Source organism: Komagataeibacter sp. NFXK3 (assembly GCF_054182245.1).
In genome coordinates this window covers 64,528-77,842 of record NZ_JAPIVJ010000011.1, presented here as the reverse complement: position 1 = coordinate 77,842, position 13,315 = coordinate 64,528, and the positions used below count along the sequence as shown (strand labels likewise).

Genomic DNA, 13,315 nt, shown 5'->3' with positions numbered 1-13,315 from the left:
TGGCGCTGTTCCCCGCAGGCGCCAAGGCCATACGGGGAACAGATCTTCAGGCGGCAGGGGCGGCTGCGGCCATCTGGCCGAGGGCTGCGCGCAGCTTGCTTTCATTGGCGGGCGAAAGCGAGGTCTGGAGCACGCGGGCATGGCCCTTGAACTGGCTCAGGTCAGCCAGCACCTTGTCGGGCTGCGACTTGCGCACCAGCACGAACAGGGCGGACGTATTGGCGGGAATGGTCGAGCCGAGCGACTTGATGAAATTGTCATCAATGCCGTAATCGGACATCTTGCCCGCAAGGGCACCGGCACCTGCACCCACGATGCTGCCAGCGACAAAACCCGCCAGCGGGTTCAGGCACAGGAGGCCGACCAGCGCACCCCAGAACCCGCCCGAGAACAGGCCATAGGAGGCACCGACCTTTTCAAGGTTGATGCTCTGCTGCAGGTGCAGCTTGCCATCCGCCCCACGGACCACGACAACCGCGTCCTCGAGGTCAAGCAGGTATTCCTTTTCCAGCTTCTTGCATTCGGTCAGCGCGGCCGTGGCTTCGTCCTGGCTATCAAAGCCGATAACGATCAGATCGGACATGGGATACTCCGTTGCATGCTACCACCACGATGGTGGCGGATCAGGGTTCTGATATTACATGCAAGCCACCCATCTGCCGTGGTGGTTTTGGGCATGGCCGCCGCCTGCACGATGCAGGTCTATGTCCAGAGTTCTAGGGTTCTAGGGTTCTAGGGTTCTAGGGTTCTAGGGTGGGGTGAACACATCGCGCGGCGCATGCGTAAAGGCGTCCTGCCCCGGCGCGCCATCGCCCTGCGGGTCATGGCCGGGCGGGTCGGCGGGGGGTGGCGCCTGTGGCGGCGGTGCGCCACCGGGCGGCGCGGGCGGGGCCTCGAGCGCCGGGATCATCAGCGTTTCCGGGGCGGCGGGCCGGGCCGCGCGGGCCAGGAGGCCATCAACATAGCCGTTGCGCAGACCCCGCGTGGGGCTGCCGGTATTGTAGCAGCTCAGCGCATGACGCAGCGCAGCCTGGGGGCTGGCCGCACCGGGCAGGGCGGCGCGGTAGCATTCATGCAGGATCAGGCTGGCCACGCGCAGGTTGCGGCATGGCTCGAGCAGGGCTGTGGGGTCCAGCCCCAGCCGCGTGGCGTTGCGGCTGTTGACCTGAAGCAGTCCCGTATCAAAATCATGCCCGTGGGCGGCCAGCCAGCGCACGGTGGCCGTGGCCTCGGCCAGACTCGCGGGTGGGCGGGGCAGGCGGTACGGACCATTGACATGAATGGCCCACGGCACGCCCGCTGATTCCTGGGCGGCCAGCAGCATGAGCGTGCGGGGCGCGGTATCGGGCGCGCAGCTTTGCGCAAGCGTAGCGAGTGGCACAGCGGGCACGCCTGCCCCCGCCGGGTCGATCAGGCCACATGAAAGCCACGCCAGAAGCGCGAGAAGGAACGGGCGCTGCATTTCTTCCTTCCCGGACTTGCCAATAACAGGGGGCTTTTTTATCATTTTCGCATGCGAACGGTGTCAAGAGACGGATTTGAGCAATCGGTAGCGGTCCGGTTCAGGGTCGGGCTGCCCGGCCTGTGAGCAGGGCCATCCGTATGTTTTCACGCCTGTGGCCTGTGGGCACGCAACTTGGCATCGTGGCGACGGGCCTGCTGCTGGCGGGCTGCACGCCCCGGCCGGGCCATGTCACGCAGCCCAGCATGTGGCACCTGGTGCCGGTCAACCGCACCCCGCCGCCTGAACTCTCGGGCCGCGCCATGACCCCCGCGGCAGACTCCGCCACACAGGAAGCCCGCCCATGACCCGCACCCCATGGCGCATGGCAATGGTGGCGGCCCTCATGGCGCCGGTCGTGTGCCCCCCGCCTGCCGGGGCAACGGGGCGCAAGAGCGCATCACCCTATGACTACCGCATCAAGTCGGTCATCTATAACCCGCGTGATACGGTGGAAGTCGACGGCGTGGTGGGGATCGCGACCGACATCACCCTTGCCCCCGACGAGCATTACGTCACCCACGCCTTTGGCGAGGAAGGCGGCTGGTCCTTCGCCTGCCGCGAGAACCACTGCTTCATCCGCCCCAAGGCGCAGGAGAGCGACACCAACCTCGCCATCGTGACCGACCGCCGCACCTACCATATCCTGCTGCATTACGTGGGCGGCCGGCAGGAAAAGGGGGCGGATGGCCACATGCGCACCGTCTTCGCCCCCACGCCGTGGGCGCTGGCGCAGGCCACGGTGGAGCTGACCTATGTCTACCCCGATGAGGACGGCGGCAAAAAGGCCGCCGCCACGCGCGCACGCCACATCGAGGCCGCACTGGCCGACCCCTATGGCGACGGGCCGCACAATACCGCCTATCGCCGCTCGGATGGCACGCAGGACCGTGCCATAGCCCCCCTGAACGTGTGGGATGACTACCGCTTCACCTATTTCCGCTTCCCTGAAAACGGGGTGCTGCCCACGCTGTATGTCATGAACGAAAGCGGGCAGGAAACGGTGGTCAACGCCGTGGTGCTGGGGCGTGACCACAATATCCTCGCCGCCCAGATGACCGCCCGGCAATGGCGCATCCGCTACGGCAGCCTCGTGATTGGCGTGGTCAATGACGGGTTCAATCCCTCGCTGGGCAGTGCGCCGGGCGGCACCATCTCGCCCATGGTGCGCCGGGTCGTGCGCGACGGGGCATCATGAGGCGCGTGGCCGCCACCTGTGCGCTGGCACTCTGCGCACTCGCCTGCCCCGCCCACGCGCAGGATTCAGCCCACCTTACCCTGAAATGCCCCGGCAGCACCGTCATGGTTGATGGGCAGGGACAGGCTTCCTGCCCGCCCGGCACGCCGCCTGCCCCCGTGGCAGCGCCCGCGGCAACGGTAGAGAGCGTGGAAGACGCCGCCATGAAGCGCAGGCTGGGCCATGATTTCACCTTCGCCACCCCGGTAGCCGATACCACCGCGCCACCGGCGGCAACACCTGCTGCAGCCACGGCGGCAGCCAAGACCGATAACCCGCTCCTGACCCGCCTGCAGCCCGAGGGCACGCCCACCACCCATGCCAGCCTGATGCATGGCCAGAACCTGATCGTGGGCAAGGGCACGCTGATCCCGTGCGGCACGATCAACGAGATCAACACCACCCTGCCCGGGCTGGTCACCTGCCGGGTCAGCCATGATGTCTATTCCATCAACGGCAAGGTGCGCCTGATCGACAAGGGGGCGGTGGCGGAAGGCGAGGTGACATCCGCCCTGCAATATGGCCAGAAGCGTATTTTCGTGAACTGGCTGCGCCTGCGCAACCCCGAGGGCGTGAGCATCGACCTGCTCAGCCCCGGCACCACGCCGCTAGGCGGCAGCGGGGTCAAGGGCAAGGTCGACACGCATTTCTGGGCGCGCTTTGGCGATGCGATCATGGTCTCGATCATCACCAATGTGGGACAGATGATGGTGCAGGCCATCACCAACCTCGCCTCCAAGCCGGGCACCACCAGCATCACCACCAGCAGCGACAACACCAATTCCGTTGTGAGCGAGGTGGAAAAGGTCATCCTTGCCCAGACCAGCAACGTGCCGCCCAGCCTGTATGTGCAGCAGGGCAACATGGTGCAGATCTATGTGGCGCGCGATCTCGACTTCAGCAGCGTCTATACTCTGGCCGAGCAGTAGCCATGCAGGCCGGGGTGAACCATGACCCCGCCCCGCGTGTTGTCTGCCCATGGGCCACGCGCGGCCCGTAACACGACAGGAAAGGCAGGCCCATGCCACGCTCGATGAATGATGATGACCGCCCCGGTGATGACGGCGGGAACAAGCACGCTACCGCCCGCCATCTGGCCGAGGCGGGCCTGCGCGCCGAACGCGCGGGCGACCAGGCCCGCGCCGACGAGCTGTTTGATGAAGCCGAACGCACCGACCCCGAGGCGCTCGCCACCGTGCTGATGGAAAACCCCGCCCCCCGCCGCCGCGTCGCGGCCAAGGGGTTTGGCGATGATGCCGGTGTTGCCCGCATGAGCCGGACGGTGGCACCGGGCTCGGACGCGCCCTCACGCGCGGGCATTACCGATGAGGGCAGCGGCGCAGATTCAGAACGGCGCTGAAGGGCCGCCCTGGCCCGGATGGCAGGGCAGGCTGCAGGTGTTCGATATCCCCTCACCTGATCCGCTGCGCATGGTGCGCCCTTACGGCTGCTTTTTACGAAAAGCCTCGAAAAATGCCGCCTTGTTGAAAAAAGGCGGTACCCAAAAACTTTTATCAGTTTTTTATCAAGGATTTATTTTCAGGCTCTGCCGCACCATGCCCTGCAAGGCGGGTGAAAAGGCGCGCGCCATGCGTTACCCTGCCCCTACGGCGCACCCGCCAGCCGGGGCGCAGCCAGGCTTTCAGAACAGCTTTTGAGGAGAAGCCAGACATGTACATCGCCATGAACCGTTTCCGTATCCCGCCCGAGAACGAGGCCGAATTCCGTGAGCGCTGGCTGGGCCGCGAGGTGCATCTGCGCACCGTGCCCGGTTTTGTCAGCTTCCAGTTCCTCAAGGGCCCCACGCATGAGGATTACATCCTCTATGCCTCGCACACGGTATGGGAATCTTATGAGGCCTTTGTGGGCTGGACCCAGTCAGAGCAGTTCCGCGCGGCACACGCGCATGCAGGCAACCGCAAGCCGCTCATGGCGGGGCCGCCGGTGTTCGAGGGCTTTGAAGTGCTTCAGGATATCACGAACTGAAAGCCGTCTTTTAAAAAAAAACTTCGCCATAAACTTTCAGGATCAACATTCATCCGGCGTTATCCGGCCCCTTCAGGGGGCCGGGTTGTCCTGTCGTGATCCATCATCATCAAAGGGAGGCCGCCATGCCGCCAGTCATCCATCCGTTCAATCCTGGCCGACGGGCCATGCTTGCCGGAGGGCTGGCCGCAGGCGGATTATGGACCATCGGCCAACGCGCCCGGGCCGCCAGCCCCGATAGCCTGCCCCAGCCGCCCAGCGTGGTCTCGAACCCGCCGCGGCAATGGGGCGCTGATGCGCCGGTCACGCCCCTGCCCGACCCCGATATCCTGGTGCTCGACCCCAGCTTTGGCAATTTGGCCTATGCCAATGCCGGGCTGAAACTGGCATGGCGCGGCGGCGGCTGGCTGGAAGGCCCGGCCTGGTGCAGCGAAGGGCGCTTCCTGCTATTGAGTGATACGATCCGCGCCGTGCAGTACCGCTACCTGTGGGAGAACGGGGCCGTCTCCCTTTTCCGCAGCCCGTCCTATCACAGCAACGGCAACATCTTTGACAATGAAGGCCGCCTGGTCAGTTGCGAGCACGGCCTGCGCCGCGTGGTGCGCTGGGAGCATGATGGCTCATGCCGCGTGCTGGCCGACCGCTACAATAACGCCCCGCTCAACTCGCCCAACGACCTTGCCGTCCACCCTGATGGCAGCATCTGGTTTACCGATCCCGGCTATGGCGACACGATCGTGGAAGGCCACCCCGATGCGCCGGGCAACCCCGCCAACCGCGAGGGCGTGGAACGCTGGAACCTTGATGGCGAGGTCATGACCGAGTTTGGCGGCAGCCGGCGGCAGGAGGACCATGTCTTCCGCATCGACCCGGCCACGGGCGAGGTCAAGGCCGTGCTGACCGAAAAGCAGTTGCCCGACCCCAACGGCATTGCGTTCTCGCCCGATGGCAAGATTGTCTATGTCATCTCCGACGGGCCGGGACCGGGGCAGGACGGCCATGGCGGCGACGGGCGCATCCATGCCGCCGACGTGGCAGGCGGCGAGGTGCGCAACCTCCGTCCGTTTGCCGACATGATGCTGAACGGGCACGCGATGATTCCCGATGGCATGCGCACCGATATTTTCGGCAACCTGTGGTGCGGGGCCAACGGGCCGCTGGGGCTGTGCGGCGTGGTGGTGTACAACCCCCACGGCCACATGATCGGGCGCATCCGCCTGCCACGCGGGGTGTCGAACCTGACCTTCGGCGGCCCCAAGCGCGATGTGGTGTTCATGTGCGCGGGCGATACGCTGTTCACGCTGCAGGTCAACACGCAGGGCGCTGCGCCTTCGTAAATGATAAAGGTTAATCCCCACGTGTGCGGGGAACACTCTTCGTGGAACCTATTGATTCCACATCCTTATTTTACTGTCAAAGAAACTACCAACCAAAGCGCCCTTTTTACCTATCCCTTTTCGTACCCTCGGGAAAGGATCACCGTCAGGGTTCGCGCTACGGCGCAGGCAGGCATCATCCGGGTGCAGCTTTTTTCAACAGACTTCGAAGAATACCTCCTTTTTGAAAAAAGGCGGCACCCGGAAACTTTTATCCTGTCAGGCCCCGCCTACGCCCTTGCCCACCATGCCGAGCGGGCGGACGAGGCGGTCGAAAGTGGCCTCATCGACAAAGCCGGAGGCCAATGCCGCCTCGCGCAGGCTGATGTCGTGCTCCATGGCCTGATGGGCGATGGCCGATGCCCGGTCGTAACCGATCTCGGGGCTGAGGGCTGTGACCAGCATGACCGAGCCCGCCACGTAAGCATCAATGCGCTTGCGGTTGAGCGTCGTGCCCTCTACCGAAAACACACGGAAGTTGTGGCAGCCATCGGCCAGGATGCGGATGGCATGCAGCACATTGGCCACGATCACCGGGCGCATCACGTTCAGATCAAGCTGGCCCTGGCTGCCCGCAAACGCCACCGTGGCGTCATTGCCAAGCACCTGCGTGCAGATCATCACCATCGCCTCGCACTGGGTCGGGTTGACCTTGCCGGGCATGATGGAGGAGCCGGGTTCGTTTTCCGGCAGGTGCAGCTCACCCAGCCCGCAGCGCGGGCCGGAGCCGAGCAGGCGCATGTCATTGGCAATCTTGAGCAGGGTCACGGCCACCCCGCGCAGGCCCGCCGAGGCCCGCACCATGGCATCCAGCCCGCCAAGGGCCGCGAATTTGTTGGGTGCAGTGACAAAGGGCTTGCCCGTCAGCGCGGCAATGCGCCCTGCAATGGCCCGGCTGAAGCCCGGCGGGGCGTTCAGCCCGGTGCCCACCGCCGTGCCACCTGCCGCAAGCTGCAACAGGCCCGGGCGCGCGGCCTCGACCGCCTCAAGCGCATCTTCCAACTGCTGGGCCCAGCCCGACCATTCCTGCCCCACCGTAAGCGGCACGGCATCCTGCAGGTGGGTGCGGCCGATCTTGACCACCTGCATCCATTCCTCCGCCTTGCTGCGCAGGCTCTCGATCAGCTCCCGCACGCGCGGCAGCAGGAGGCTGTCGATTTCAAGCACGGTGGCAACATGCATGGCGGTGGGAAACGAGTCATTGCTCGACTGGCCCATGTTCACGTCATCATTGGGGTGAACGGGGCTTTTTGAGCCAACCACCCCACCAAGGCACTGGATGGCGCGGTTGGCGATGACCTCGTTCACGTTCATGTTCGTCTGGGTGCCCGAGCCGGTCTGCCAGACAAAGAGCGGGAATTCGGAATCGAGTCTGCCCGCGATCACCTCATCGGCCACGCGGCATATCGCGTCGGCCTTCCATTGCGGCATGCGCCCATCGGCGGCGTTGACCTGGGCCGCCGCCTTTTTCACGATGCCATAGGCACGACAGACCTCGATGGGCATATGGTCGCGCCCGATCGAGAAATGCACGAGGCTGCGCTGCGTCTGGGCACCCCAGTAATGGCTGGCGGGCACATCGATCGCGCCCATCGAGTCCTTCTCGCGCCGGGTGCCGGTGGCATCGAGCCCGATGGGGCAGGCCTTGAATGTCGGGGTCGTGGGTTCGGTCATGGTGGCGTTCCTTCCCTTATGGCTGAAGGGAATATGGGCACACCACCCGCTTTTCGCGCCCCTGCCCGCCATCACAAGCGGGTGCGTGGCACTTTGTAAAAAGAATGCCGCCTTTTTGAAAAAAGGCGGCACCCGGAAACTTTTACTGTTTTTTGAACGATGTTTTCAGAAGTCGGCTTCCAGCGTGAAGTGGAAGGCGCGCGGCATACCGGCATAGGCGGCGCTGCCACTGTTGAGCGAGGTGGCCGTGGCATCCTTGGTCGTGACACCGGCACTCGACACCGTGCCATTATAGACCGAGGACCAGTACCGCTCATTGGCCACATTGGTCACGCCAAAGCGGGCCATCCACGGATGCTTTGCCGCACGGAACGGATAACGCATGCCCAGATCAAGGGTTACGTAAGAGCCAGCATAGGTCGAATTCGTAATATCCGCCGCGCGGCGGCCCGTGTAATGCACGTTGGCATTGACCGCCAGGCCATTGAGCGCAAAGCCACGCGGGAACGGAATGCGGTAATCCATCAGCGCATTGGCCTGCAGCGGGGCCACACCCACAACTTCCTTGTTGTTGAGGGCGGCAAAGGCTGCGTGCGTCACCTCGGCATCGATCCACGTCATGCCGCCGATAACCGACAGGCGGGGCGTGATGTGGCCCATGGCCTGGAACTCCACGCCATAATTGCGCTGCGTGCCGAAATTGCCATACAGCGTGTTGCTGCCTTCATAGAAGGCATAGCTGCGCGTGGCGCGGAAACCCGCCACGTTGAACTGCATCTGGCGCCACTGCATCTTGTAGCCCACCTCATATTCCTCGCTATGCACGGGAGATGTGAGGCCATTGGCATTGAGCGCATCGGCCGGGGCGGTCGTGCCCGCCTGCAGCGAGCGGCCATAGGTGAAATAGGCGGTCTGGTTGTCGGTCGGCTTGTAGACCAGGCTGGCCATGGGGCTGAAGGCCGCATTGGCGCGGCTGTTGGTGGTGGCACCCTTGGCCAGATGGGTGGTGGTGACGGTATAGCCGTTCTCGATGCTCGTGGTGTTCTTGGCCGCCGTCGTGGTGCTCGTGGCGTCCTGATCCAGCCAGCTCCATGCCAGCGTGCCCATGACCGACCAGTGCTTGTTGAAATGCACCGTGTCACCCAGAATCATCGACTGGTAGCGCACGTACTGCGATTCATACTTGCCACTGTAATAGGGCTGCGGGCCATTGGCCGCCACGGTGGGGTTATTCAGCGAACCCGACTTGATATCGGTATAGCTCTGCCCGCTCAGGGGGTTGTAGCCGCCTTCCATGTAGCCGTTGGTGCCAATGACCAGGTCATGCCTGATGAAACCGGTGCGCACATGGCCGTTGATATAGGCCATGTTACTGCCGACCTTGAAGTCATTGACCGTGGTGGCGGCCGAGAGGGACTGTGTATAGCCACCGGAATTGTTGATCAGCGAGTCAGCTGATTCAAACACCTGACGCCCGGAATCCTGGTACAGCCCGCCGATGACGAAGCTCCAGTTATCATTGATCCGGTGCTTGAGCTTGGCGAGGAAGACGTTGTTCTCGGAATTGTAGCCCGAATAGTCCTGCCCCATATGGGGTTTGCTCAGGTCAGGGGCCTCGGGCAGGTTATAGCCCTTGAGGTTGACGCCCGCGGGCATGCCACGCTCATCGAAGGTGTAATGGCTGGCATCGAGTTCCAGCACGGTATCGCGGTCGAAATGGATATCGAAATCGGCGCTGACCATGTTACGGCGCACCCAGCTGTCCTGCACATAGGACGTGCCATCGCCATGCAGCAGGTTGATGCGGTAGCCAAACCAGCCATTCTTGCCCGCGCGGCCCGATGCATCGACGTTTTCCATCAGCGTGCCAACGGAATCCACACCCACCACAAGGCGGTTGATGCGTTCGTCGGTCGGGCGCTTGAGGCCGTATTCAAACGTGCCCGCCGGGTTCTGGGGTCCATACATGGCGCCTGCAAGGCCGTTGAGCACCTGCACGTTATCGAACTGCTCGGCAGCATATGGCGTGACCGTAAAGGCGTTCAGCCCGTCGATGCGGCTGTTGGAGATCACATCCGCCTCGAACCCGCGCGACTGCGGGCGGCTGGTGCCGGGGTCGGCGCGCGTTTCAAGCTGCACCGAGGGGATGTACTGCATCAGGTCGTTAATGTTGCGCGCCTGCTGGTTGACGATCACGTCATGCGGCACGGTCATGATCGACATGGGCGTATCAAGCGTGCGGCGCGTGCCCAGCGGGCCAAGATTGGCCATCTTCTTGTTATAGTTGGCCGCGGCACCAGCCACCATGCGGTGGTGGCCGATCACGGTCATTTCCTCCGCATTGGCGGAGCCTACGGCATCATCGGCGGCGGGGGTGGTTTTTGCGGTAGAGAGGGCTTTTCTGCCCTTGTCCGCATCCGTGCCGGTGCCCTGTGCGTAAGCGGAGGGGATGAGCAGTGCGCCAAGACTGGCCGAAAGCATCCACGCCATACCTGCGGTCATTCTGGCCATGCTGATTCCATTTCGTTAGCCATGTTGAACATGCATGGGCGTATATAACCCGCCTGCCGCAGCGTCTATATCAGCATAAATATATTAATCACGTAATCGTCACATAGTGCATGACTGTGTCCTTATAGATACAGATGTCTATATATTCCTGTATATAGATATACCTACTTTACCAACCGCACTGATAACCCGGCTTTTGCAGCCAGCCCGGCGCGATACGGCACAACTATATGGAATTGATACTGAAAAATACGTGCCGCCCGTGACGTTTGCAGCGGCCCGCACCGCAATACCGCACGCCGGCGGAACGGGTGCCCCATTTCCGGCCACCATGCCCCTTTGGGCGCAGGCCATGCCCATCCGCCCCAGACGCCATCAGCCAGAAAGTTTTTGATAAAGATTTTTTCAAAAAACCTTGAAAGGAAAATGATTTTTTGAAAAAAGGCGGCACCCGGAAACTCTTATTTCACAAGCTGTTTGACAACAGGTTTCCTAGACGCGCGCCAGCAGCAGCATGGCCCCGAACCCCATGAACACCAGTCCGGTCACGATGCCAAACACCCGCCGCACCACCGGCGTGCGCAGCCAGGCCGACAGCATGCGCCCGCCGCCCGCGTAAACCAGGTACCAGAACGCCTCCACAAACACGAAGGTGGTCACGAGCAGGACATATTGCGGCATGTGCGGGGCAGCGGGATTGACGAACTGCGGCAGGAAGGCTGCGGCAAACAGCAGCAGCTTGGGGTTGCTGATACCGGTCAGGAATCCATCACGGAACAGCTCACGCCATGGGGCGGCCGGGCACGCATCCGCCGCCTGCGCGCCCTCGCCTTCACTGTCGCGCGCCATCCACACGCGCACGCCCAGAAACACCAGATACGCCGCCCCCACCACGCGCAGCACCGCAAACAGCCGGGGCGACGTTGCCAGCACGCCCGCCATGCCCGCAAGGGAGGCGCACACCACCAGCACAATGGCCAGCATGCACCCCGCCATGACTCCCGTGCTGCGCAACAGGCCATGGCGCACGCTGATGGACATGACATGCATCATGTTCGGCCCCGGCATGGCCGAGAGCACGAAGGCGGTGGCGGCAAACAGCAGCCATGTATGAAAGCTCACCCGTTCCACCCCGCTCATGCCATGCGCATGGCGTAACAATGCAGCCTTCGCTTGACGGATGGCAAGCCTGTGCTGTAAACGAATGTTATATTATAACACTTTGGGCGTTCCCATGCCATTCCCGTCCCCCTCAGCCGCCCGCCACGCCCCGCAGGACAGCAACACGCCAATGCCCCACCCTGCCCCAAAGGCGGCAACGCCCCTGCCGCTTACATGGATGGCCCGCGCGGGGTGGCAGCGCCTGGTGTGCATGGCGCTGCCCTGTGGCCTGTTATGGGGGCTGGTGGCCTGGGCCGTGGCCCAGCCATGAGCCATGGCGCCATCGGGCTGGATGATGCGGGGGTGACGCTGCACGGCACGCCGGTGTGGCAGCATGTGACCGGCAGTTTCGCGCCGGGCAGCATGACGGCCATCGCCGGGGCCAATGGCGCGGGCAAGTCCACCCTGCTGCGCGCCATACTGGGCGAGGTGCCGCTGGCCACGGGCAGGATTACGCTCGGGGGCCTGCGCGCGCAGGATTTTGGCTACCTGCCGCAGGCCCGCATCATTGACCGTGCCTTTCCCATCAGCGTAACCGACATGGTGCTCGGTGGCGCATGGCGCCAGACCGGGGCCTTTGGCGCGGCCAGCCCTGCCGTGCGCCAGCGCGCGGCCGATGCGCTGTGCCGCGTGGGGCTGGAGAAGCAGGCCGGGCGCATGATCGATGCGCTCTCGGCAGGGCAGTTCCAGCGCCTCCTGTTCGCGCGCCTGCTCATGACCGATGCCTCCGTCATCATGCTCGATGAACCGTTCACCGCACTTGATGCCCCCACCACGCAGGACCTGCTGGCACTGGTGCGCGAATGGCACGCGCAGGGCCGCACCATCATCGCCGTGCTGCATGACATGCACCAGATCCGCACCTGCTTCCCCCATGTGGTGCTGCTCTCGGGCGGGCAGGCCATCTGGGGCGAGACCGCGCGCATCCTTACGCCGGGCACGCTGCAACGTGCGTATGACACGCCGCAGGCCACCCCGTGGGCAGGTGGCCCGGCATGAGCATGCTGGCCGGGTTATGGGAGCCGTTCGCCACCTTTGGCTTCATGCGCCGCGCGCTGGTCGCCTCCATCACGCTGGGCATGGGCGCGGGGCCGGTGGGCGTGCTGCTGCAGCTACGCCGCATGAGCCTGATTGGCGATGCGATGAGCCACGCCATCCTGCCCGGTGCCGCCATAGGCTTCCTGGCGGCGGGCGGGCTGTCGCTTACGGCCATGGGGCTGGGCGGCATCGCGGCGGGGCTGGGGGTGGCGCTGCTGGCGGGGCTGGTGAGCCGCCGCACGCACCTGGCGGAAGATGCCAGCTTTGCCAGTTTCTACCTCACCTCACTGGCGCTGGGCGTGCTGATCGTCTCGGCGCGGGGGTCCAACATCGACCTGCTGCACGTGCTGTTCGGCACCATCCTCGCCATTGACGGGCCTGCCCTGTACCTGATGGCGGGCATCACCACGCTCAGCATGTGCCTGCTGTCCTTCATCTGGCGGCCACTGGTCATGGAATGCGTCGATCCCGGCTTCATGCGCATGACCGGCAGCCGGGGCGCGCTGTACCACATGGTGTTCCTGTTCCTTGTGGTCATCAACCTCGTGGCCGGGTTTGAAGCCCTGGGCACGCTCATGTCGGTGGGCATGATGATGGTGCCCGCCGCCACCGCCCGGCTGTGGACGCGCCGCCTCGTGCCGATGATGGCGCTCTCGGCCACGGTGGGCATGCTGGCGGGCTATACGGGGCTGCTCGTGTCCTACCATTTCCGGCTGGCGGCGGGGCCATGCATCATCCTCACCTGCTCGGCGGCCTACCTGTTCTCCCTTATCACCTCCCCCGCCGGCATCCGCGCGGGGGGTGGTTCATCCCCTTTCCGGAGTCACTGAC

General features: G+C 64.0%; 15 protein-coding genes. 10 read left to right on the top strand and 5 right to left on the bottom strand.

All coding sequences use genetic code 11. The annotated features are described in order from the left end of the window. Positions 1 to 46: 46 nt before the first annotated feature. Complete coding sequence (locus OQZ28_RS12615) at positions 47 to 583, bottom strand: DUF1269 domain-containing protein (protein WP_130731213.1); 537 nt, start codon at positions 581 to 583, stop codon at positions 47 to 49. Between the two features lie 165 nt (positions 584 to 748). Next, on the bottom strand, positions 749 to 1,462 hold the full coding sequence (locus OQZ28_RS12610) for a lytic transglycosylase domain-containing protein (protein ID WP_458136329.1): 714 nt from the start codon (positions 1,460 to 1,462) through the stop codon (positions 749 to 751). Positions 1,463 to 1,602: 140 nt separating this feature from the next. Here OQZ28_RS12610 and OQZ28_RS12605 point away from each other — a divergent pair, with 140 nt between their 5' ends. The 7 genes from OQZ28_RS12605 to OQZ28_RS12575 all read left to right on the top strand — a co-directional run bounded on the left by OQZ28_RS12605 (position 1,603) and on the right by OQZ28_RS12575 (position 6,061). Then, a complete protein-coding gene (locus OQZ28_RS12605; protein ID WP_458136328.1) occupies positions 1,603 to 1,809 on the top strand; it encodes a hypothetical protein in 207 nt (68 codons plus the stop codon). Further along, positions 1,806 to 2,699: a TrbG/VirB9 family P-type conjugative transfer protein gene (locus OQZ28_RS12600; protein ID WP_458136327.1), complete on the top strand. Its 894-nt coding sequence runs from the start codon at positions 1,806 to 1,808 to the stop codon at positions 2,697 to 2,699. Before OQZ28_RS12605 ends, OQZ28_RS12600 begins: the two co-directional genes overlap by 4 nt. Continuing rightward, a complete protein-coding gene (locus OQZ28_RS12595; RefSeq protein WP_458136326.1) occupies positions 2,696 to 3,667 on the top strand; it encodes a TrbI/VirB10 family protein in 972 nt (323 codons plus the stop codon). Before OQZ28_RS12600 ends, OQZ28_RS12595 begins: the two co-directional genes overlap by 4 nt. Before the next feature lie 92 nt (positions 3,668 to 3,759). After that, positions 3,760 to 4,098, top strand: coding sequence for a hypothetical protein (locus tag OQZ28_RS12590; protein WP_130731218.1), 339 nt, complete (start codon positions 3,760 to 3,762; stop codon positions 4,096 to 4,098). A gap of 37 nt (positions 4,099 to 4,135) precedes the next feature. After that, positions 4,136 to 4,396, top strand: coding sequence for a hypothetical protein (locus tag OQZ28_RS12585; RefSeq protein ID WP_458136325.1), 261 nt, complete (start codon positions 4,136 to 4,138; stop codon positions 4,394 to 4,396). Between the two features lie 13 nt (positions 4,397 to 4,409). Further along, complete coding sequence (locus OQZ28_RS12580) at positions 4,410 to 4,724, top strand: antibiotic biosynthesis monooxygenase family protein (RefSeq protein ID WP_458136324.1); 315 nt, start codon at positions 4,410 to 4,412, stop codon at positions 4,722 to 4,724. A gap of 125 nt (positions 4,725 to 4,849) precedes the next feature. Beyond that, the gene (locus tag OQZ28_RS12575) at positions 4,850 to 6,061 is read left to right on the top strand and encodes an SMP-30/gluconolactonase/LRE family protein (RefSeq protein WP_458136323.1); all 1,212 of its coding nucleotides are present in this window, start codon (positions 4,850 to 4,852) and stop codon (positions 6,059 to 6,061) included. 258 nt (positions 6,062 to 6,319) lie between these two features. On the opposite strand, the gene fumC is transcribed toward OQZ28_RS12575, so the two are convergent. The 3 genes from fumC to OQZ28_RS12560 form a co-directional block, all read right to left on the bottom strand. Beyond that, complete coding sequence (gene fumC / locus OQZ28_RS12570) at positions 6,320 to 7,774, bottom strand: class II fumarate hydratase (protein ID WP_458136322.1); 1,455 nt, start codon at positions 7,772 to 7,774, stop codon at positions 6,320 to 6,322. Between the two features lie 165 nt (positions 7,775 to 7,939). Further along, positions 7,940 to 10,285, bottom strand: coding sequence for a TonB-dependent receptor (locus tag OQZ28_RS12565; RefSeq protein WP_458136321.1), 2,346 nt, complete (start codon positions 10,283 to 10,285; stop codon positions 7,940 to 7,942). A gap of 492 nt (positions 10,286 to 10,777) precedes the next feature. Continuing rightward, positions 10,778 to 11,407, bottom strand: a complete 630-nt coding sequence (locus OQZ28_RS12560) for a LysE family translocator (protein ID WP_458136346.1) — start codon at positions 11,405 to 11,407, stop codon at positions 10,778 to 10,780. A 112-nt stretch (positions 11,408 to 11,519) separates the two neighbouring features. Here OQZ28_RS12560 and OQZ28_RS12555 point away from each other — a divergent pair, with 112 nt between their 5' ends. From OQZ28_RS12555 to OQZ28_RS12545, 3 genes are read left to right on the top strand one after another with little or no spacing between them, the layout of a single operon-like run. Further along, complete coding sequence (locus tag OQZ28_RS12555) at positions 11,520 to 11,717, top strand: hypothetical protein (RefSeq protein WP_130731224.1); 198 nt, start codon at positions 11,520 to 11,522, stop codon at positions 11,715 to 11,717. Next, positions 11,714 to 12,445: a metal ABC transporter ATP-binding protein gene (locus tag OQZ28_RS12550; RefSeq protein ID WP_458136320.1), complete on the top strand. Its 732-nt coding sequence runs from the start codon at positions 11,714 to 11,716 to the stop codon at positions 12,443 to 12,445. The genes OQZ28_RS12555 and OQZ28_RS12550 overlap by 4 nt, the downstream gene beginning before the upstream one ends. Beyond that, positions 12,442 to 13,314 carry a metal ABC transporter permease gene (locus OQZ28_RS12545; RefSeq protein WP_458136319.1) on the top strand — a complete coding sequence of 291 codons (873 nt, stop codon included), beginning with the start codon at positions 12,442 to 12,444 and terminating at the stop codon, positions 13,312 to 13,314. The genes OQZ28_RS12550 and OQZ28_RS12545 overlap by 4 nt, the downstream gene beginning before the upstream one ends. The last annotated feature ends 1 nt before the right edge of the window (position 13,315 follow it).

Bases quoted from the DNA above. Each gene is read 5' to 3' on its own strand.
- OQZ28_RS12600 (WP_458136327.1), top strand. From the start codon at position 1,806: ATGACCCGCACCCCATGGCGCATGGCAATGGTGGCGGCCCTCATGGCG.
- OQZ28_RS12590 (WP_130731218.1), top strand. From the start codon at position 3,760: ATGCCACGCTCGATGAATGATGATGACCGCCCCGGTGATGACGGCGGG.
- OQZ28_RS12580 (WP_458136324.1), top strand. From the start codon at position 4,410: ATGTACATCGCCATGAACCGTTTCCGTATCCCGCCCGAGAACGAGGCC.
- OQZ28_RS12575 (WP_458136323.1), top strand. From the start codon at position 4,850: ATGCCGCCAGTCATCCATCCGTTCAATCCTGGCCGACGGGCCATGCTT.
- fumC (WP_458136322.1), bottom strand. From the start codon at position 7,774: ATGACCGAACCCACGACCCCGACATTCAAGGCCTGCCCCATCGGGCTC.
- OQZ28_RS12550 (WP_458136320.1), top strand. From the start codon at position 11,714: ATGAGCCATGGCGCCATCGGGCTGGATGATGCGGGGGTGACGCTGCAC.
- OQZ28_RS12555 (WP_130731224.1), top strand. From the start codon at position 11,520: ATGCCATTCCCGTCCCCCTCAGCCGCCCGCCACGCCCCGCAGGACAGC.
- OQZ28_RS12615 (WP_130731213.1), bottom strand. From the start codon at position 583: ATGTCCGATCTGATCGTTATCGGCTTTGATAGCCAGGACGAAGCCACG.
- OQZ28_RS12565 (WP_458136321.1), bottom strand. From the start codon at position 10,285: ATGGCCAGAATGACCGCAGGTATGGCGTGGATGCTTTCGGCCAGTCTT.
- OQZ28_RS12605 (WP_458136328.1), top strand. From the start codon at position 1,603: ATGTTTTCACGCCTGTGGCCTGTGGGCACGCAACTTGGCATCGTGGCG.
- OQZ28_RS12610 (WP_458136329.1), bottom strand. From the start codon at position 1,462: ATGCAGCGCCCGTTCCTTCTCGCGCTTCTGGCGTGGCTTTCATGTGGC.
- OQZ28_RS12545 (WP_458136319.1), top strand. From the start codon at position 12,442: ATGAGCATGCTGGCCGGGTTATGGGAGCCGTTCGCCACCTTTGGCTTC.
- OQZ28_RS12595 (WP_458136326.1), top strand. From the start codon at position 2,696: ATGAGGCGCGTGGCCGCCACCTGTGCGCTGGCACTCTGCGCACTCGCC.